The 20281-nt window shown below is 67.8% G+C and carries 4 protein-coding genes; all 4 read right to left on the bottom strand.

Features of this window, described 5'->3' with window-relative positions; all coding sequences use genetic code 11:
- Nucleotides 1-204: 204 nt before the first annotated feature.
- The 4 genes from LWF15_RS20800 to LWF15_RS20785 all read right to left on the bottom strand — a co-directional run bounded on the left by LWF15_RS20800 (nucleotide 205) and on the right by LWF15_RS20785 (nucleotide 20279).
- A complete protein-coding gene (locus LWF15_RS20800; RefSeq protein ID WP_456298976.1) occupies nucleotides 205-16584 on the bottom strand; it encodes a WXG100-like domain-containing protein in 16380 nt (5459 codons plus the stop codon).
- Nucleotides 16585-16684: 100 nt separating this feature from the next.
- Nucleotides 16685-17023 (bottom strand): hypothetical protein, encoded by a 339-nt coding sequence (locus LWF15_RS20795; protein ID WP_232812543.1) that lies wholly within the window; start codon nucleotides 17021-17023, stop codon nucleotides 16685-16687.
- Nucleotides 17023-17457, bottom strand: coding sequence for a YbaB/EbfC family nucleoid-associated protein (locus LWF15_RS20790; protein ID WP_232812542.1), 435 nt, complete (start codon nucleotides 17455-17457; stop codon nucleotides 17023-17025). Before LWF15_RS20790 ends, LWF15_RS20795 begins: the two co-directional genes overlap by 1 nt.
- Nucleotides 17454-20279: a hypothetical protein gene (locus LWF15_RS20785; protein WP_232812541.1), complete on the bottom strand. Its 2826-nt coding sequence runs from the start codon at nucleotides 20277-20279 to the stop codon at nucleotides 17454-17456. Before LWF15_RS20785 ends, LWF15_RS20790 begins: the two co-directional genes overlap by 4 nt.
- Nucleotides 20280-20281: the final 2 nt, after the last annotated feature.

The following is a 20281-nucleotide window of genomic DNA, read 5'->3' as shown; positions in this document are numbered from 1 at the left end:
CCACATCCCACCGGGCAGATCACCCGAACCGCCGGCTACCGATGACACGGAAATTTGGCTCGACGGGGTTCACCGGCCGGGCCCCGTGCCCTGGAGACGTCCATCACGGGTTCGGCCCGGACTCCACCACCCGCCGGTGTACGTCGTTGGGCAGGACGAGATCGACGACCGGCTGTCCAGACCAGCCGAACCGCAAGTGGACGCTCAGGACCTCCCGTCGCGAAGCGTGGTCGACGTCAGTTCGGCCAGTGCGGCCTGCGCGATCCGTGCCAGATCATCACTGTTTCCCATGTCTGCGTCGACAACTGGGGCTGGGCCCGACGGCGCACCGGGTTCCCGCGGCGCGCTCGTGGAAGCCCCCGGAGAGAACGGGGCCTGCAGCCCCAGCTTGCGAACGAGAGACCTGGTCAGTTCCACAGCCCGCCCGTACCGGTCCCCGGGGGTCGCCAGCGTCTCTGGCCCACTGTTACCCAGGATCGCAGCCACCACCGGCACTACTTCGACCCGCAAGCGGACCAGACGGCGGTCGTGACCCGCCTGCCGTCCGGCCGAGCCGATTGCCGGTGGAGAGTCGCCGGTGGCCCGGGCGACCACTTGAATAGCCATGCGATAGGCCATGTCTCGTGCCTGCGGGCCGCTGCCGAAGCCGGGGAAATCCACTTCCCCGCGAGGTGCGTTCTCCCACCACGTGTTCCACCAGTGCGGAGTGACGCTCTGCTTGACGGTGGCCGGCACGGCACCGAAGGCAGGCATCACCCGTAACGCTCCCGCCACATCGGCGATCCCCCACGCCCCCGGCAATGGCACCACGTTCTCGGTGGCCGCCCAGCGATGCCACGAATCGGTCTCGAAACGGCTGCGATCGGGCCCGGCCAGGTCGACGAAGTGGGCGCTGGGCAGCTGATCGCCGTACCGCTGCCGGAACGTGACCATGTGCTGGACTCCGACGCCGATGTAGCGAACCCCGCGACGGACGGCGTCGGCGGCGATCTCGCTCATGGCCTGGTCCCGCCAGGCCCAGAACATGGCACCCAGATCCGGCGAACGGTAGTAATTCTCCTGCTGCTCCTGGGTCAGGAAGGCGTCATCGAAAACCTTCCCGCGCAGGACCGCCTGCAGGGATTCGACGAAGGTTCGCAGAGCGGGGAGGAAGACGGCGTCGAAGTCCTCTTCACCGACGAAATTCTCGCGATAGGTCGTCAGAAAATAGGAGAGCTCCGGCATGCGGTCGTCGGTGCGGCCGACCGGCTCGTCCCCGCCTGCTGCGGAATCTTCTTCGGAGTCGAGGTCCGACCCGACGTCCGAGTCTGAGGGAAACGCTTCTCCCCGCAGCAGGTCGACGAACGGCTCGATCTGCTCCCGGTAGGCCATGACCATGCGCACCAGTTCGTACTCAGTAGCGGCTCGCTCGGCTCTGTGCGGGCCCGGGGCTTCTGGACCGGAGCCACGATCGGCTACGTCGTTCGCATAGTCCCAGGCCATCATCAAAACGTGCGGCAACATCCGGCCCAGGTACTGGCTCTCCGGGGACGCTCCATTCTCCAGCGCCGCGAACGGTGGGCCGCTGCCGAGCCCCGAAAGAATCTGAGTCAGTGCCCAGCCGAGCTTAGGGAAGATCGAGTCCGCACCGAACTGACGCACGTCCGCGTCCCTGGGCAGGTTCAGTTCCTCCATGACCGGCTTCAGCCCGGCCTCGACCATCCTTCTCAGACGCGGGCTGTCGGTCAGGTCGTCCACCGGGAACAACTCGTCGATGAAGCTGGGTTGCGCCCCGCGTTCGGAGACGCCTGCATGAACCTGCCGGAAGTTCGTACCGACATGGAACTCGCCGATGACGATGGAGCCCGTCGGAGGAAAGGTCACCTGCGTTCCGGCACTCGGGCCGGCATGGAGCACCCCGATGTGATCCGTACCCCCCTCGGCGAAGCGCACCAACTGCTCGACATTCTCGAAGGCATAGATGGCGCTGCCCTCGAAGAGCTCTCGTGCCGATTCCCTCAGTTGCGGGGTGGGCGTCATCTGCCGCCCACCGACCCAGACTCTGGACGTGGAGACCGCTCCGGATGCGGAACCCTCAGATGAGGGTGCGTCGAGGTCCATCGGCTCGGCCGTCGTGGGCGCCCCGCCTCTCAGACGCGGCCATTCGCGCCCATGGTCCCGGTGGTACTCACGCACCACGTTCCAGGCCAGATCCCGCATGGTGCGCCCGGCCGCCCCGCTGTCCAGCAGACGTCGCGAGATCTCGGCCGTCTGGCTGGACTCCGGCAAGGCGAAGTCGGCCGGCAGGCCCTTTCGGTACAACTGGGCCATCGCCGTACGGACTTCCATCGCCAGCAGTTGCGACTGGTCAGGGCCGAACTCCTGAGGAAGCGGGGTCCGCTCCTCGTCCAGCACCTGCCGCAGCTGGGAAGGCCCGAACACCGAACCATCAGGACGCACCAAAAGGACGTCTACCTCGGAGCCTTCCGCCAGGGCTGGGTCGAGTTCGCGTAGCCGTCGTCCGGCCGGTCCCTGGGGATCCCACCACACCGGGGCAGCATCGTTACGGCCCCACACCGTAGTCACCCGGGCCTCGCCGGAACGCTGCTGAACTATCCAGGCCACGGCACCGCTGCCCAACCGCTTGAGCTGACTGTGCAGGTCGAGCACTGCTGACGACGAAAGCCGGGCAAAACGGTTGTGTTCCAGCCCAAGGGCGGAAGACACCTCTTCCTGCGGTGACGCTTCAGCCCCCAGGGAGGGCCGCGTCTCGCCCATGGTGCGGGGCAGGCTCCGGGCCACGCGTACTGCTCGCTCGCGGTCAGTGGCCGAGGCCAGCGGGCCGAGCGGGCCCTCCAGTTCCTGTTCGCGCTGCCCGGTGCCCTCCAGGACAACGGTCTGCTCGCTGGTGCTCTGGGACACTGGCGGAGCGGCCACGACCTGCATCTGCACAGATTCCATTTCCTGGACAACGGGCGTGGCCGATTCATTCTCGCCCGAGGCCCGCAGCACGGGCTCACCGGACTCGGCGAATCCCAGCTCAAGGGACCTGGTCTGGTCGTCCGGGAAGGTGAGCGTCAGCGGCGGCAAGGAGACGGGCGCCTCAACCGTTCCCGACGGCGTCTTCCCCAGGGTGGCCCGCAAGGCATCCCCCAGCGTGGTGTCCGGCTCGCCGGCCACCGGTAGTTCCAGCACCAGCCGGTGCGGATCGGCCGACTCAGGCCGACCGATCCGGGCCAGGTCGGTGATGCCACGGTGATCGACATCGAACTGCCGGGCCATGTGCTCCACCAGCACGTCGCGCACGTGCTTGCCCGAACCGGTCTCGTCCCCGGGAACAACCTGCTCGAGCCAGTTGCGAATCTGCGGGTCCAGACCGGCTACAGCCGTCTTGAGGCTGCTCAAGGCAGACGGATCGATCCCGCGGGACGATCCCGTCTGCAGCGCGGCCCGGGTGAATGCTTCGTACACCTGCTCGAGGTGATCGTGAGCCTGCAGCATCGCCGGCTCCGGAAGGCCGGACTCGCGCAGCGCCTCGGTGACCGCCGGTACCGCAGCCCCACCACGCGCACCCCCCATGTGCATCTTGTCCAGAGCCACCGAGAGCATCTGATCGTCGACCCACTCCAGGTCGTGGGACGCGCCGTGCCCGGTCACCAGGACGTAGTCGTCTCCAGCCGGCTGAATCAGCGCGAACCCGTACCTCGACCGGAGCTGTTCCAGCCGGGGATCGATGAGGTTCTCCGACACCACCAGGGTGCGAGGGGCTCGTGGACGAGGCATGTTCACCCGGGCGGTCAGGTCCTGGATCAGGGCGTCGGAGTAAGCGTCCGCGCCGTCAGCTCCGTGCTGGTCCGGCTGCACCTCGATGATCGTCCAGCCTTCGATCTCGGCCCGTCGCCGAAGCAGGTCACGGCCGTTCACCGGCTGAGCCGGCAGGATGTGCAGCCCGGGCGGGATCAAACCAGCCGCAGGCCGGGTCTGGGCGATGTTCGGCCGGTCCGCCTGGTCAGACAGTTCGTCCAGGAACCGGACCGCGCTGGCCAGGCCGCCGTGAAGGTCGGACAGGCGTTGTGCATTGTCAGCAGCGTCCCTTGACAGCTGTCCCGCCTCACGCACGGAGACAAGCACTTCGTCCGTGTCGTGCAGGGTCCGCACATAAGTGTGTTCCCGGCCGTCCAGTTCCGGGATCGGTCTGGTGCCGTACCTGGCCTCGAACGTGAACTTCGGCTTGCCACCGACCCGGTTCGGGGTTGCCAGGGCATCGCTCGACCCACCGTGGAGCGCCTCCCGCACGATCGAGTGATGGACGTCAAGGGTGAACGCCGTCTTGAGGTGCTCTCGTGCGCTGAACGACGGCTTTCCCGGGCCCACCGAGAACCGCAGGTCGCGGTGGCGATAGTCGAGCCAGTCGGCCGGCAGGTCGGGGTCCTGCAGGGCGGCGAAGGCACCCAGGTTCTCGATCAAGCGATCGGCATTGCGCGCCAGCCAGGCCTTCGCCAGGTCGTCGAGCGCCTGCACCTGTTTCACGAGCCGGTCCCTGCTCAGGGCGGTCACGCCGTTCTTGATCAGCTTCGGGTACCCGGGCCGCCCGTAGCTGCTCGCGGCCTCCGCCTGCAGGTACCCGTTCATGACGACACCGAGCAGATCCTGCGACTCGGCGAAGCCCATGAGGATCTGGATCTGCTGCCGGGTGGCGCGCCCGCCGGTGATCTCGTCCAGGAACGACCGCACCACAGACCCAGCGAACCGATCGGCGTCATCCACCTTCTGTCGTCCGCGGGCGGCCGCCCAGTGCCCACCCGCCCGGGAGGCCAACTCACGCAACAGGACCGGAACTCCCGCCCCGACCGTTTCCTGAGTGATCTGCGTGGAGTAGCTGGCTTCGTCGAGGTTCGCCGGGACACTCAGCGGCCGCGCGCCCCAGTCAGGCGGGACCACCGCCTCGCCGAGCAGCAGAGCCCTGCCCACGCGCTCCACTGCGAGTCGCCACGGCTGGGACGCCCGGCCTTCTGCAGCACCCCACTCGGCGACGGTGCCGGAATGGCCGTGGGAAGCCGGGTGCAAGGCAGCTTCGACTGTCAGGTTCCGCTGTGCGGCGTAGCCGAGCCAGGACTGCAGCGCCTTCGAATTGTCGTGGAACTCCTGGACATCCGGGCCCAGGTCAGCTTCCTGAGTAACCCCGACAGCCGGTCCGTAGGTCGTCTCGATGATGGTGGCCCAGTACTCCCGCCTCGGCCCCGTCCCGGTCCTTACCTCGGCAATCAGAGGATCGGTGTACGTGCGGCCGTCCGTCCCCTCCACGAACAAACCGTGGTCGGCCTTCACCTGCATGCGAAGGGTGGGCAGATCGGCGATCAGCCCGTAGTGGATCGGGTACTGCGGATCCTGCGTCTCTTCAGCGTCCGGCTTTCCGGGGGCGCCGACGATTACCGGTCCTTCCACTTCCCCGCCGGTATGACCACCGCCGGGCCCTCGATCGGCCAGCAGTCCGAGCGACTTCAGGAGGGCCGCCGTCACCTGCTGCACCTCCGCCACAGGTGGCCCAGTGACCTGTTCGGAAAGGGCCTTCGGCGACACTCCGGCGATGAGCGCCGCATCACGCACCAGAACGGCAACCAATGGCACGACATAGTTCTTCAGCAGACTGAGCTCGGGCCCCCGCTCCACGGAGAGAGGGTTGCGACCACTGGCGGTCAACACCCAGCGCTCGACGTTGTTGAGGGCTGCGGCCCGCTCCGACGGCGTGAGATCGGCCAGGATCGCCTTGGCCAGTTCTCCGCGCTCACGCAACCAGTGGCTGCGGGCCTGCTCGAACGCCTCCACCTGGCCCGTCCGGTTGAGCACCTCGATGGGCTGCAAACCCGAAGTGAGTGCGGTCTGCGACAACTCGTTCATTGCGGCTCGGTCGGCGTACCGGGTTCGGAAGAGGTCGCTGAACCGCGAGGGCGAGACCGAGTCCGATGCGTTGCGACGGGTCCCCGGCCCGATCGCTGCACCGGGCAGTAGCCGGGCCTGCACGAGATCGCTCTCGGTGAGCAGCGCTTCCTGGCCGCCTCCGGGTTCGGAGTCCAGCCACGACGCGAGCACTCGTGAGGCCTGCTCACCCAGTGCCTCCAGCCGCTGCGCGACATGACCCTGCAGCGAGGCCAGCCAGTCCGGCCCCCATCCGCGCTCGGGTAGAAAGCCCCCCGGCGAGGTGTTCTTCAGCATGAGCAGCAGGCTGTGCGCCTGGCGTCCGGTCACAACCTCACTGAAGATGCGATCCAGTTCCTGGCGGACCGGCGAATTGTCCTCCAGAACGGTTGCGCTCAGTTCAGCGGGTGTGACCACCGAGCCGTCGGGTCGGACGGCAATGACCTGGGCCGGGCCCTGCGCGAACGACTTCCCGTCGAACTCGACCAGCCGCTGACCGGCCGGGCGCTCGGGGTCCCAGTGCGCAGTGGGAGCATGGTCGCGGCCCCACAGGGTTGTCACCCGCACCGAGCCCTCGTGGTGCTGAACGATCCAGGCCACCGAGCCGGCGCCCCACTGCGCGAGCATCTGGGGCAGAGCCCGCACGGCCGACGGCTGCACCGGGATCGCCGCGTCCAGGCCGGCTCCGATGGCCACGGAGATCTGCTGATCAGGCGCCAGCCTCTTGGCGGGCCGGATCTGCTCCACCCCGTGGTCCGCCGCCGTGAGCTGAGCAGCACGCACAGCCCGGGCCAGCTCCGTGTTAGCCGGCAGAAGGTCGAACTCGGACTCAAGGCGCTGCGACCAGGTCAAGGAGGGACGGGGAGTCGGAACCATCTGTGCCGGTGACGGTGTCAGTTCGTTCTTGTTCGGAACCGTTACCAGGGTCAGTGTTTCGCGCAACCATGCCTTTACCTGAGTGTCCAGTCCCGTAGGGGCGGGGTAGCCGCCTCGAGGCACTTCTGTCTGTTCCGGCAGCAGGGCCGCGACATCGGGTCGGTCGGCCTGGAACTGCCGGTACATGACGTCAGAGAGCTGGTCTGCGTTGTGGTTCAGCCACTCACGCGCGTCCCAGGAAAGTGATTCGCCCCTCGTCCCCAGACCGTCCAGGGCCGAGGCATCGATCTGCACGGACGTCCCGATTCCCGACATCCCCCGCTTGAAGGCCTCGAACACGTCCTCGAGGTAGGCCCAGGTCTGCGTCTGGTCCGACGCGACGAGGCCGGAACCGTTCACCAACTCGACAGCTTGTGGCACGGTCGCCCCACCGGGAAGGCCTCCTCGGCCGTGGGAATCGCCGGCTTCAGGCTCGCCCGCCTCGGCCTCGTCGCCGGACGAGATATAGCCGTGAGCCTCGAACCCCGTGCCGACTTCACTGGCTGCTGCTGCCTCGCGCACGCCGGTCTGCAGCTTACGGGTCAGCAGTTCGGTCCACTGCTGGAGGGCAGTGATCCGTTCGCCGTCGAAGCGGTGCACGCTGACCCGTTCGTCGTCGGCGATGCCCATTGCCTGCAGGTCGGTGACGTGGTCGCCACCCATGCCGATGTACTCCTTGAACTCCTTGTCCTCGGGGTTGTCGTTGGCCAGGGCCTTCTTGGTGGTGGCCCAGAGGGAGCTGGTACGCCACTGGGCGAACAGCGACTCGTCGTCGAGCGCGGCCAGCCGCTCGACCTCTGCCGCACTCAGGTCCGGATCCTTGACCAGGCGAGCCCGCATCGCTTCGTTGAAGACCCGGGCGAAGTCCTCTAGGGCGGGCAGGAACCGCGCGAGGAACCGTTCTCCGCCGATTTTGTGCAGGTGCGCCTGAAGGCTGTGGCGCAGGTGACCTTGAGGTTGCAGGCTGTTCATGAACGGGCCCAGTTCGGCCAGGGTGTCCTTGTGCACCTTGCGCAGTGCCAGCTTGGTGGTGCGGATGTCGGCCCGCCCGCCCCGAAGGAGGGCGTCCCGGGCGGTGGTCCTCACCTCCCCGGCATAGGCCCAGGCCATCTTGAGGTAGTTCTGCCAGATGCTGTCGGCGTGGGTGCCGCCCGGGGTGGGAGCGAGGTTGCCGTCCCGCACCATCTTCAGCACCTCGGTCATGGCGACCCCGAGCTTGGGGTACACCGACTCTCCGCCGTGGCTTCGGATCTCCTGGTCGTTCAGTCGTCCCAGGACCGGCTCCCACCGGTGCTGGTTCATCTGCCGGAAGGCCGCCAGGGTGGCCGGGTACGAGGTCAGGTCGTCCTTGGGGAAGAGCTCGTAGACGAAGGACCGGGAACCGGTCGCCTCGAGGATGTCCATCAAGGTGACGTCGGTGTGTCGCTCACCGATGAGCTTCTGGACCGGCTTCGGCTCGAAACGCACCCAGACCCGGGAGACGTCGTCCTGCCCAGGACGGGCCGGAAGGTTGCCGATGTGCGTCGTCCGCCCCTCGGCGTACGCCCGGAACTCCTCCACGCTCTCGAACTGCTGGAGCATGTTGTAGGTGGTGAGGGCCCGCATTCGGTCGGTCTCGCCCTCGGCCAGCTTGCCCTTGCCCTCCCACTTCTCACCCGCAACCAGCGTCACGCCCTCATGGTCGAGGTTGTACCGCCTCCCAGCGTCACTGCGAGCCTGGCTCGAGGCAGCCCGGCTACGGACCGAGGCCGCCTGTAGGCGACTGACAGCCGGCAGAGAGGGAAGCCTGCGGGTGGATGACTCCCGGGCCGATGGGACCGCTCGCTGGGTTCCCTCCGGTTGCGCCGGCCCAGCTACGTCGGCCGCATCCTCGGTGTCCGGCTCCAGAGGACGGAACGGGGCCAGAGCGGTGGGCGACCCCGCTGCCTCGTCCTCGTCCGAGTCCCGGTCGGAGCTGCTCTCGGACTCACTGGACGAACTGTCGTCCATGAAGCTCGAGAACGTCGGCGGCAACTGGACAGCACCCCGCCAGAGCGCGTTCTGTTCCAACGTCGAGGGATCCAGATGGCCTGGTCGCCCGATGGTCACATTGACCCCGTCTTCGAGCGAGAGCCGGCCCACGACCGGCTGGAAGCCGACCCGGACCAGAACAGCGTCCGCGTCACTGCCCCCGGGACGGTCCAGGCGCACGTCCAGGACCGTCGGCTGCTCGGCAGCGGCCCGCCGGCGCAGAGCCGGCGCATCCAGTTGGGTGACCATGGGGTGCCCGGCCGGGAAGCCGGCGGTCCCGGCCTCATCCGGCTGCGTCGGGGGCAACGTAGCCCCCTGCCCGGTCTGCAGCATCCCGTTGCGGACTGCCTCCAGGATCCGGCTGCGTGCCCCGTCCAGATCGATGGTGGCCAGCAGGTCCCGCTGCCCCGGCATCGCCAGTTCCCGGTCGCCCGCGCGGACTCGTTCGTACAGCTCCAGGACGTCCCGGACCGTGGGGTCGATCGAGTCGGCCCGGTTCCCGTTCCTCATCAGGGTGCGGCCCAGGTCCAGGGCGGTACTCCCCTGCTGCCTCAGGGGGTCGACCATGGCTTCGCGGACACCGATCCGGTAGCGATCCCGCAGACCCAGGGCGTGACTCGCCTCATGGGCCAGGGCAAAGGCCGAGGACTCCACAAAGACGTCCGCCACCGTCTCGCGTCCCCTCCCCGGATGCACCCTCATCACCCGGTCCGCGGGCAGCAACGGGTCGGCCTGGATCTGTACTTGCGGATCCGCCCGGAAGAAGACCGTCCGGCCTCCCGCCTTCACCCCCGGGCTGCGAGCCCAGGCGGCGGTCAGCCCCTCGCGCAACCGCTCCGCGACCGCTTGTAGGTCCTCCTGCGAAACCCCGGGCTCGGGCGAGAGGAGGATGACCGGCTGCATGACGAAGATGCTCACATCGGGCCGGGGGTTCACCTCCTCGATCGCGAAGCGGGACCGGACGCTGTTGCCGGTGACCAGGTTCCGGTCGTTGGCCAGCCGCACAAGCAGGCCCTCGAGCACGTCCGAGGTCGTCAGCTGCTGCAGTTCCCCCAGCTGGGTCCGCACCTGTGAGCGCAGCGCGCCGGGCGTCAGGCCCTGTAGCCATTGGGTCCGGCCGGGAGTGCGCAGCCCCGGGTCCATGACGCGGGCCAGCTCGATCAGGGTATGGCGCTGAAACGGCTCGAGCGCGTCCGTGGCGTCGAGGTACCGGCGGACCGCCTGGGGGTCGGGCCTCAGACCACGGCCAGGCCCCGGCTGCCAAGGACGGGTCGGTCCCTTGCCCCGTTCCAGCGAAAGGCCCTTGGCCGCACGGTCGGCAGCAGCGGCCCGGGCTGCGTCGGCCGCTGCCTTCTCGGCGTCAGCCCGGGCCTGGACGTCCTCCTGCATCCGGGTCAGTGTGCCGCCCAAAGGATCCGGATCACCGAGGCGTGCCCTGCGCTCCAGGGCCTCCCGAACGCGCTGCGCGAGCGAGGTGGTGTCCTGCTCCTGCAGACCAGGTACAAATACTCCCTGCTCGTAGCTCACATACGTGAGTAGCCGCTGCAGCGGGATGCTCATCTCTGCCGGAACATCCGTGGCCCCGGCTTCCAGCGCACTCCTGAAGTCCTGCTCGGGCGGTATCGCTCCACGGCCGTGATCGGTCCGCAGCGGGCTCTCGCCGCTGACCATGACCGGGCGGTTGTGCGGTCGCTGGATCAGGAGATCCCAATCCGGGTCCCAGGCCACCGGGCCGCGTCCCATCCGGTTGTGCGGTGCGAACGGCGCGGGTGGGTCGACGTAGAGCGACCGGCGGTCGTCGTGCAGACGCACCGAGGTGACCCCGGGAAGCAGGTCGCGCCAGGCCTGGAGTCCTTCGTCGGCGATCCGGTCGTCGGCGATCTGCGCGGTGGACACGGTCGGACGTTCCGCGTCCACGGCGATCCGGGCCGATCGGTCCTGCAGGGGCGCACCTTCCGAAAGCATGATCCCGGCCGGCATCCGCAGGACCCGCACGGTCGAACGGGCCTGGGGCGAGGCCGGGTTCACAGTCACCTGGAAATTGCTGGAGGCAGCTTCCGGAAGCAGATCCTCCGCCCAGGCCGGCAGGCCGTAGACGTCCTCGAAGGGAAGGTCCCGGCCCGAGGTTCGAGGACCGTGCCGGAACCACCAATTGCGGACGTCGGTGGGCCCGGAGGCGGACCGCTCCGGGTGGCGCTGTGGTTGCGGTCCCGTGGTGTAGACCAGTTCCACGCCGTGACTGAGGTACAGGTCGTGCACGAAATCCGGGGACATGTCCCCGACCAGTCGGACCGACTCTCCCGGCGCCGGTGCCAGTGCGGTGAGAGCGGCATCGAGGGCGGCCCGCGTAGCCGGATGGCCGCTGTCACCCTCCACCGACACCACGAGCCGCATCGAGTCCGCCTCCGGTCCCCTCACAGGGGCGAGATGCCGGGGAGCCACCACGGCCACCCGGTCGTTCCGGAAAAGGGCCCAACCGGAGTCTCCTCCGACGTCCAGTTCCTGGACCGTCCAGTTGACGGGCCCGGTCGTGACCGTGCCTGCCCCGGTGTGCGGCGGGGCCGAGAACTGCGGGCCCAGATCATCGATCAGCCAGGCCCGTGAACCGTCGTCCACCGGGGCCGGGCGGGTCCGGACCCAACCCGGAGCAGCCGCGTCGCCCGGAACCAGAGCCTGCCCGGTGCGGGGATCCGCACCAGCCGGTGCGTGGACCAGGTCGATATCGTTCTCGGAGACCAGTTCCCGGACGAAACTACCGGGCAGGTCCGGTGTGTAGAGCCGCCAGGCCGGGTTCTCGGTACGGCGGGCGGCGACCAGTTCACGAATCTTCTGCTGTACCTGAGGGTTAGCACCGTTGGCGTCTACCACCAACGTCGTGCGGCCTACCTCGAGCGGTACATCACCCGGCCGTACGAGCGGTTCCTGGCCGGGCAGGCTCAGGAAGACGGCGCCGTCCCCTTCCTCCTGTACCCAGACGACGTCGGTGTCCCCACCGGGCGAGGGCGAAGTGCCCGAAGCAACCGGTTCCGGCTCCGGTTCGTCATCTTCCGGGGCCGAGAACACCGGCAGGTCGGAGGACTCGGTGACGATGGGAGGCGCCGTCCGGCCGAGGCTGACAGGTAGGTCAGCAACATCCTGCGAGCGAAGCCCGAGCAGTTCGCTCAGATCGCTCACGGTCCAGGTCAGACCTTCGGAAAGCAGGACCTGCGCGGGAGTTGGGCGCAGGTCCTCGGGCAGGTCGGCGATGATCTGCGCAACCTCGGCCGCGCTGGGCTCCCGGCCGTCGACCGGTCCCTCGACGTGCACGTTCCGGGGACCGGGCTCTCCGGTGATCTCGAAAGTGTCGGCTGTGTCCGGCGTCCTGGGCTGACCGCTTACCCGGACGGTGATCCCGTCGGCAGCCGGGGCCACGCGAACGCCCTGGACCATCGTCTGCTGGGCGGCCAGCACGGCCCGGTGGTAGGAGACGAGCCCGTTGTCGTACAGGCTGACCACCTCGGAGGCCGGCAGGGTCTGGGTGCTGGCCAGCAGGTGGGCCCTGATCTGGTCGGCCAGCCGGTCGAACTGAGGGGTGCGCAGAGATTCCTGGAACTTCTTCACCCGGGCCGGCAGGTCGTGCAGCGAGGCGGTCCGGCTCCAGGCGTCCTGGACGGCCTCACCCACCACCCGCTGTGCTTCCTCGAGCCCGGCCCCGGCCTGGGTGTGCTGCCACTGCGTGATGATCTGCGGCCGGACCTGGATCACGGCTCGTTGCACGAACCCCTCGACGGCATGATAAAACTCCAGATAGGCCCGGGCATCCACCGAGACCAGGGCTTCATGGGCCGCGGCCAGTCTGCCCGCCGCCTCACCCGGTGGAATACGGCCCTGCTCGACCGAACTCCGGATCCTGGTGGCCCGCCGCTGCGCCTCGGCACCGAAATCGGCCAGAGCCCGGTCGATCACCTCCTCGGAACGGCCGAGAGCCTGCCACTGAGCGCGCAGATGCGCCTGATCCGTGCGGATCCGGGTCTGCGGATCGGCGAGGAACTCGTCCTGCAGCATCGGGCTCTGCGTGGTGGACGTGGGCGGGTTCGCTGCCCCCGCAGCGTCCTGCTCGGCCGACTGGATGGCCTGGAAAACCTGCAGCAGGCGAGCGCGGGTCTGCTCCGCGCCGCTCGGCTCCTCGTCCGTGGGCCCGGGCCGGTACTTCTCCAGCAGGTCCAGGCCGGACAGCGCCGTCACCTGGGGCACCCCGCCGTCGTCGCCACCCGTGGTGCTGATCACCAGCCGGTCGTTCTCCAGCAGGGCCCGTAGGTCCTGCTCGCCGTCGGTCAGCAGGTAGTGGTCGATGAACGCGAGATCGCGGCGGAACCCCTCGAACAGATCACCCATCACGTCGTCCGCGATCACGTAGTTGCGGTCGAACTCGTCCGTTCCCACCAACTCGTCCCAGCTACGGGCGGCATCGCGGATCGAGGCACGGATCTGGTGCTGCTCACGGACCCAGGCCGGGACCTTCGCGATCACCGAGTCGGCCTGGTCGTTGAAGCGCTGTACCCGCTCGGCCGCCCCGTGGGACTCAGACAGGGTGCGGCCCTCGCGGAAGAGGTGGAAGATATTGTCCTCGAACCGCCCGTATCCGGCTTCGTCGCGGACGTCACCGTCCCAGATGCTGTCCCTCAGCTCACGCAGCCGTTCGGTTACCTCGGCCCCGAGGAGGTTCACGGCCTCAGGCGGCAGTGTGGCCGGCTCTCCGGCTTCTTTCTGCCACCGCGCGTAGGCGGAGTCCACCACGTCCAGGGAGAGGGCCCGCAGCGCCATCTCGTCGGCGAGCAGCCCTATCCGGTCCGTCTCGTCCATTCGGGCCCAGGCTTCCGGGTCGCCGGCTGCGTCCAGGAAGACCTGGCCGGAGGAGTGCTCGAGGCCCGGTGCGGGCTGTAGCGCGGTGTCGAACTCGCGGAGAATCTGGGTCAGAACCTCAGGATGACGGCCAAGGATGTCCGGCACCGGGGACGCGTCCCCGCGCAGAATCTCCAGGGTGCGCTCCAGCAAGGGCTGGCCCGACGGATCAGGGCCGTCGATGGACGACGGTGGCAGGCCGAGTGCGTACCGGTCGTCGTTGAGCACCAGATCGTCCGACGGATGTGTAGAGCTACCGGACTCGGTGGCCGGTCGGCCGGAGAACAGGTCGGACGGCGCGCTGGTCCCGACTGTCTCGGCCTCCACCCGGACCGCAGCATCGATCTTGCCAGGCACCTGGGAAAGAATGGAGTCCACGTGCGCTGCCCAGCGCGCGGCGCTGTTCTCACCCTGGAAGTCCTCCGGGCGGGCGAAGAACTGATTGCGCAGATCGGACTGCACCTCCGCCCACAGCCGCTCGTATGTCGTGTCCCTGGGTTGCGGGCTTTGCGCCGGTCCGGCCGGGGGCGCCGCGGTGTGCTGGTCGAACAGCTGCCGGAACTGGTCTCGAGGCCCTCGGGCGGCAAGCTCGAAGCGCTCCTCCAAGGCCAGCCGCTCACGGTAGGAGTCGGTGACCAGACTGATCAGGTGCTGGCGCCGCTCGTGCAGCGGACCGGGGTGCCCAGTCGGCGCCGGCTCCGGTACCGGGAGGATGACTGCTGGCGGATCGGGGGGCTCCTGGGTGACCTCCCCCTCGTCCGGCAGGCGCTCGTAACCTTCCTCCTCCGGGTGGTCGTCCGGGTTCGGTCCGTCCCGGTCCGCCCCCGGCTCATCGTCGATTCCAGGCTCGTCCCTGCCACCGGTCCGGAGAGCGAGATCGTCCATCTCGTCGTTCAGGCCCGAGGTGGACGGATAGGTTCCGGGTCCGTCGAGCCTGCTCAGATCGATCGGACCGGGTAGTGCCGACGGTCGGGGAGCGTCGAGGGAACCCGTGTCGACGTCGAAGGACACGAGACGGTCCGCGTCGCTGGTGTCGCGGCCCAGCAGCGGCATCGTCTCGTTGTCGGAGAACGCGTCAGCGTACGGCCGAGGCGTGTTCTCGCCACCGATGGTCCGCACCGCGATGTCCGGGGCCGCCGGCTGCCGGTCGTCAGGTGCGGGCGGCCTCGGCTCATTTCCGCCACGCGAGCCGCCACCGTCAGGGCCGGCGCCTCCTTCGGTGTCCGGGTCCTGGTCTGCAGGCTCGATCTGGGGCTGCTCCTTGCGCTCGTCCCCTTCTGCACGTAGACCGCCGTCCGCCCCAGAGATCAGATCGGCCTGTAGTTCCTTCAGGGACGGCAGATTGCGCAACTGGATCGGCTCAACGCCCCAGATGTGCCCAGCATGTGCGGCAATACCCAGCACCACACCACCGGCGAAGGCCCCGGCCTCGGTCTCGAATCTCTTGTTGGGGCCGATCAGAAGGTTGTAGAAACCCGTGGACAGGGTTCCGGTCACCCCCTCCAGCAGACCGGTACCGGCCAGTGTGCCCAGCTTGTACCCGAGCGTTCCGGAGAAGTTGCGCCGCAGGTTGGTGAGCACCAGGTCGACCACGTCGTCCGAGAGCATCCGCACCGTGCCGGCTCCGAGCGGTCCCTCGAAATCCTTCAGCAGCAGACGAAGCTCGTTCTTCAACGGGAGGATGCCGTTGCGCGACCAGTTACGGACGAAGACATCGGCGTAGTCGCGGCCCAGATCGCGGGCCAGTTTCTCGCCCAGTTCGTGTCCGGCGAAACGCTGGAAGGTGTGAGCCATCGACTCGACGAAGTTCAGGGTGTTCTCGTCGAGCTGACGTGCTGCAGCACCCACTCCCCCGCCCGCACCCCGAAAGCTCACCGGCGGGTTGTCGCCACCGAAGATCCGCTGGTAGTTGTCCAGGAGGCTACGGCTCTGACTGGGCCCGATCAGACTGCTGTTCTTCTGCAGCAGATTCGGGAAGAGGGTCGTGTCCCCCGGTCGTCCGGCCCCACCGGGCACCCGGCCCCCGCCGCCGCCCAGGCTCTTGGTGTCGGGGCCGCCCTTGACCGGGGGTTTCCGACCGAAACCGGCGATCAGACCGTGGGAACCGTTACCGAAGACGTTCGCCAGGTCGTCCGCAATCTGTTTGTTGTTCGCGCCCTTGGGCAGGGGGGCGTCGTCGAAGAGGCTGCGCAGGTCCTTGACCAGTTTGCCGACGAAGTCGTCACCGAAGGCCTTGCCCAGGATGTGGATCAGTGCGCCGCCGAGGCCGAACACGATGCCGCCGACCAGGCCGGCCAGAGCACCGAAGGTCAGCGCTCCGACCGTCTCGTCCTCCAGCCAGCCGTCGATGATGCCGTCGTCCTTCAGCTTGAGCTGAATGACCACGTCCACCATCAGTGCGATCATCGTCTCGACGGCCACCATCGTGACGATAGTGCTGATCAGTACGGCGATCTGACGGTTGATCCCCAGCCGGGTCAGCCAGCGCACCAGGAAGATGCGCTGCATGGCCCCCGGGAACCAGTAGGCCAGCGCCATCCAGAAGAGAATCTCGGCCAGCGCCACGGCCAGGTTGCTGATGATGCTCAGGTTCAGATAGTCGACCTTCGCCCCCAGGTCGCGGGCGAAGCCGGCCAGCAGTCGCATGGTCTCCGCCGCCACGCTCAGATAGTCGCCCGGGCCGGAGGGGTTCAGCGGATCAACCGTTACGAAAGGCTTGAGCTGGTCGAGAAAAGCCTCCGCGGATTCGCCGGACCAGTTCGCGCTCACCTCGGCGATGGTCCGCAGCACCAGCGAACGCAGTTGCTCGACCTCCTCGGCGGCCTCGAGGTAGAGCTGACCGGCTTCCCGGAGCATGTCCGAATCAGCCTGCGGGGGGCGCATTCCCAGGCCTGCCAGGAAGTCTCTCAGCGCGGGGGGATACTCGACCGACATGTCGCTACCTGATCATCGTCGTGTTGTCTGTGCTACCGGTCACCAGCCCTCAGTGTTCGGCGGTCCAATCGGCGTTCGCGGCGTCCTGGGCATCGTCCTCGGCCCGCTCGAGCACCGACGCCGCGGCACTGCCGGCTTCGGCCTTGACCCCGAAGATGCGCCCGATCTCCTGAACCATGGTGGCCAGATATTCTGTCGGCCGGTCGATCTGGCCGTGGTACGCCTTGGCGATCCCGTCGTCAGTGCCGGCCGCAGTCTTGTTCAGTGTGTTGATCTGCTCGATCTTCGCGGCCAGCGCCAGGACTGCTTCGCCGATCTCGTCGACGTGGGAGAACCGGTCTCGTAGGTTGCCGGGAATCTGGACGTAGTGCGGTGTTCCCTGGCTCATCAGTAGTTCTCCCTGGGGTTGCTCTCCGGCGGTTTCGGCCTGGTTCGGAGCATTTGGAAGATGCTGTCGACCTCTTCGGTCAGATCGGGGAGCCCGGCGCCGCCGAGCAGCGACTCCCGGAACTCGGTGGGGAAGGCCGCCTGCTCACCGAACATCTCCCGGGCCTGCTCGGTGGCCTTGGCGAAGGCCGCGTCCAGTGTCTCGACCAGGATCGCGGAGAGCTGGGCGGGAGCCATGCGGATGTAGTCGTCACGGTGGAACTTGACGGCCTTGACCTGCCCGCTGGGCAGCAGGGTGACTTCGACCATGCGGTCCTTCGACAGCGCCGAGACGGTGCTGCTCTCGAAGGTCTCCATCACCTGGGCCAGTTCGGCGTGCTGCTGCCGCAACTGGGACATGATCTCGTCGACCCGGTCCTGGAAGGGTGAGTTCATCGGCCCAGCACTCCTGAGTTGGTTGCGGTCTCGGTACCCCAGACGTCCTCGTCCTCGGTCACCCACGTCTTGCGCGAGCCGTTCTGCCCCTGCGGTCCGCCGCCGGCCCCACCACCACCGCCCCCGCCCATCATCGGCGGCATCATCTGGCCCTGTCCGGACGAGCCGTTGCTGCTGGTGGCAACCCGGTTCATCATCTGCTGCTCGGCGGCGTTCAGCGTCGGGCGGGCCTCGGCCGCCGGGGAGATCTCCGGCAGGATGCCCTTGGACGAGGTCACCATCTGGCTGGCCGGACTCGCGACTCGGGTGCCCTGGCCGGAAAGACTGGACTGAACCGGTGTGCCGCTGCTCAAAGGCGTGGACTGAGAAGGGGTGAGTGCCTCCAGCGCCGGCGTGCCGCCCTGCGGCTGGAGTGGACTCAGCGGAAATGACTGATAGCGCGGCGGCACCAGCCCAGAGGAGTTGCTCTGCATTCCAGTGGGCAGATTGTAGGACGCCTGACCGCCACGGGGAGGGACGAAATCCGCCACTGGAAGGTCGGGGCCGGAACCGCCAGTCTCGGTGCGCGGTGGGGCTGTGGAAGTGAAGGAGGGCAGGTTGCCCAGGTTGGGTGGGGCGAACGCTCCGGAACCTGAGGAGCCGCTGGCCCCCACGCCGGTGAGGGAGGAACCGGCAGGGACCGAGACCGGCGCACCGCTGGAGTCGATGATGGGCCGGCCGTCCGGTCCGGTGATCGTGCCCTCCGGCGTGATCACTGACCCATCGGGCACGACGATCGGCTGGCCGCCGGCGTCACGTACCAGGTCGCCGTCCGGCCCCAGCACAGTTTCGCCACCGGTCACCCGGTCGCTCGGCACCGTGATGTCGTCCAGGTCGGGCAGATTCCTCGATCCCGTACCCCCCTGGCCCGAACCAGAGGCTCCGGTCGAGGTGACGAAGCTGCGCACCGGCGCAAGGGGCAGCGACGAACCGGAGGAGTCCGTCGAGGTGGCCAGGCTGCCGTCCGGCGTGGTGATCGTCCCGTCGGCATTCACCCTGGAGCCCGGAGGGACCGTGATCTTCTCGCCCAGGGCGTCACGCACCGGCTGACCGTCCGGACCCACCACCGTCCCGTCCGAGCTGATCTTCGCGCCCTTGGGAACTACTTGGAGCCCGCCACCACCGCCGCCGAGCACCGGGCCCGGCTGGAGAATGCCGGCCTGGTAGAGATCGGGCGAACTCCCGCCCGGGCCGTTCGCTCCCCCTGCGGTTGTCTTGACGTCCGGCTCCCCCTTGGGCGTGGAGTCCCACAGATCCGGGAATCCGTCGCCGTCGGTGTCCTTCTTCTCAAGTCTGTCGGGAATGGTGTTGTTGTTGGAGTCCTCGGCGTTGCCTTCGCCCGGACCCGACCGACCCTCGAACAACTTGTCATAGTCCGGCGGCTCGCCCTGCGGGGTCTTGTCCTTGTAATCAGGAGTGCCGTCACCATCGGTGTCGATGTGCTCCTGGCGGTCGTCGACATCGTTGTTGTTCTTGTCGAAGTCCGGCGGTGAGCCTTGCGGCGTCTTGTCCTTGTAGTCAGGGGTACCGTCACCGTCGGTGTCGATGTGCTCCTGGTAGTCGGGAACGTCGTTGTCGTTCTTGTCAAAGTCGGCCGGCGAACCCTGCGGCGTCTTGTCCTCGTGGTCAGGCGTGCCGTCGCCATCGGTGTCGATGTGCTCAAGGTAGTCGGGAACATTGTTGCCGTTCTCGTCCCAGTTGGTCTCCCCACCCCCGGAACCGCCCCCGGCACCCGCACCCGCACCACTCCTCGGAGCCCCCGGAACCGAGGGAAAGAACGTGGGAAAGTCCTCGTATGCCTCCTGGTACGCCGTGTCCAGAGCCGGAAGCAGGCGGGTGAGGTCCTCGTTCAGAACCTCGATGTAGGTCTTCCACCGCTCATGAGCGGTGGCCATGAGCTTGTCCCAGAAAGCCTGCTGCGTGGGGTCACCGTAACCGGGCACGTCGATCTTGGGCACCTGGCCGTCTTCCGACTCGTCCTTGGTCGGTGCCGTCCAGCCGTTCTCACCCAGGATCACCTTCTCGATGTCGTCCTGCCAGACCGCAGCCAGGGCCGCCTGCGGGGAGTTCTGGTACTGCACCGCCCAGTCCGCGAAGGTCTCGAACAGTCGTCCGGCCGTACTCATCAACTGGAATCCGGCCGTCTGCAGAGCCATTGAGCTCTTCGACGACTCGATCTGCTGATTGATCATCTGCATACGGCCCGAGAAGGTGCTCAGAGTGCGCCGGAACACCCCGGCGGCGCTACCGGACCAGTTGCTGTCCGGGACGTCGATCGCGTCTGCCCACTGCTTGAACGTGTGCCCCCAGGCCTGCAGGAGCCGTCCCACTGCCATCACCGTGGTACCGGCTTCGATCAGACTTCGGGGACTGGTCTGGTCATTGCCGCCCTGAGCGTAGATGGGCAGCAGGATCTCGCCGGGGGCGGCGAGGAACTTCTGGTAAGGCGACTCGGATGCCTCGAAGTAGGCCTTGTTCGGATCGAAACCGATGAAGTAGGTGTAGTTGTCGGTCTTGTTCTCGGCCGACTGTCCGGTCTCGGCGGTGAAACGGCCTGAACGGCTCGGGGTGCGGTAGGAGTAGGCCCACTGCAGGCGGATAACGCGGAACCACTTCGGCTGTGCAGGAGCGACTTCGCCGTTGGCCGACTGGGTGTGCCACCCACCCTCAGCTATCCACGGGGTCCCGTCCTTGCCTCCCTGGATGACTGCGGTCGGAGTCGTCACCTCCTGGGCTGAGCCCGCGAAGGTCTGCAGGATCTCGGTGTAGTCGTCCAGAGGCAAGA

This window comes from Kineosporia rhizophila, assembly GCF_021277265.1.
GTDB lineage: Bacteria > Actinomycetota > Actinomycetes > Actinomycetales > Kineosporiaceae > Kineosporia > Kineosporia rhizophila.
Note: the sequence above shows the minus strand (reverse complement) of the source record. Positions and strands in the feature narration are given on the sequence as shown.

Excerpts from the sequence above, each read along its gene's own strand:
- LWF15_RS20800 (WP_456298976.1), bottom strand. The coding sequence starts at position 16,584 with ATGCGCCCCCCGCAGGCTGATTCGGACATGCTCCGGGAAGCCGGTCAG.
- LWF15_RS20795 (WP_232812543.1), bottom strand. The coding sequence starts at position 17,023 with ATGAGCCAGGGAACACCGCACTACGTCCAGATTCCCGGCAACCTACGA.
- LWF15_RS20790 (WP_232812542.1), bottom strand. The coding sequence starts at position 17,457 with ATGAACTCACCCTTCCAGGACCGGGTCGACGAGATCATGTCCCAGTTG.